Below are 1111 nucleotides of genomic sequence, written 5' to 3' on the forward strand. Positions count from 1 at the left end.
GCCGGCGAAGCCTGTCCGGTCTGGATCGGCCATCCGATGACCGCCCATTGGGGTGTCGAGGATCCTGCCGCCGTCACGGGCTCGGGCGTCGAGATCCAGCGCGCCTTCGCTCAGGCCGCGCGTTTCCTCAAGAACCGGATTGCAGCGTTCGTCAGTCTGCCGCTGGTATCCATCGATCACATGGCGCTTGAGACGAAGCTTCGCCAGATCGGTGCGATGGAAGGTTCGACGTCGCCGCAAGGAAAGTCCGCCTGATGTCCACGTTCGAGCGTTATCTGACCATCTGGGTGTTCCTGTGCATCATCGCCGGTGTCGCCCTCGGCCATCTCATGCCCGGTCTCGTTCAGATCATCGGCGCGGCCGAGGTCGCCAAGGTGAACATTCCCGTCGCGATCCTGATCTGGCTGATGATCATTCCGATGCTGCTTAAGATCGATTTCCGGTCTCTGGCGCAGGTCGGCACCTACTGGCGCGGTATCGGCGTGACCTTGTTCATCAACTGGGCCGTCAAGCCGTTCTCCATGGCGCTGCTCGGCTGGCTGTTCATCGGCTGGCTATTCCGCCCCTACCTGCCTGCCGATCAGATCGACTCCTATATCGCGGGGCTGATCATTCTCGCCGCGGCTCCCTGCACGGCTATGGTGTTCGTCTGGAGCAACCTGACACGCGGGGAGCCGTTGTTCACGCTGTCTCAGGTCGCGTTGAACGATGCCATCATGGTCGTCGCCTTTGCTCCGATCGTTGGCCTGCTGCTCGGCCTCTCCGCCATCACCGTGCCGTGGGATACGCTCGTTCTCTCCGTCGCCCTCTATATCGTCGTGCCCGTCATCATCGCACAGGTCATCCGCCGCCGCCTCACGGTTGGCGGAACGACGCGGGCACTGGATGGCGTGCTGGCGAGGTTGCAGCCGATCTCACTGGTGGCGCTGCTCGCGACGCTGGTTCTTCTCTTCGCCTTTCAGGGCGAGCAGATCATCGCCCAGCCCGCCGTCATCGGCTTGCTCGCCGTGCCGATCCTGATCCAAGTCTATCTGAACTCCGGGCTTGCTTATCTGCTCAATCGGATGACCGGCGAGCGGCATTGTGTTGCCGGACCATCGGCTCTGATCGG

General features: G+C 62.5%; 2 protein-coding genes. Both read left to right on the forward strand.

Annotation, left to right across the window (positions count from 1 at the left end; genetic code table 11):
• The coding region (locus GR138_RS30120; RefSeq protein ID WP_476749642.1) for a low molecular weight phosphatase family protein at positions 1 to 255 on the forward strand (255 nt) is incomplete at its 5' end.
• On the forward strand, positions 255 to 1111 hold an 857-nt coding region (gene arsB, locus GR138_RS30125; protein WP_160862937.1), incomplete at its 3' end, for an ACR3 family arsenite efflux transporter. The genes GR138_RS30120 and arsB, both read left to right, overlap by 1 nt.

The sequence above is a fragment of the Shinella kummerowiae genome (assembly GCF_009827055.1).
Lineage (GTDB): Bacteria > Pseudomonadota > Alphaproteobacteria > Rhizobiales > Rhizobiaceae > Shinella > Shinella kummerowiae.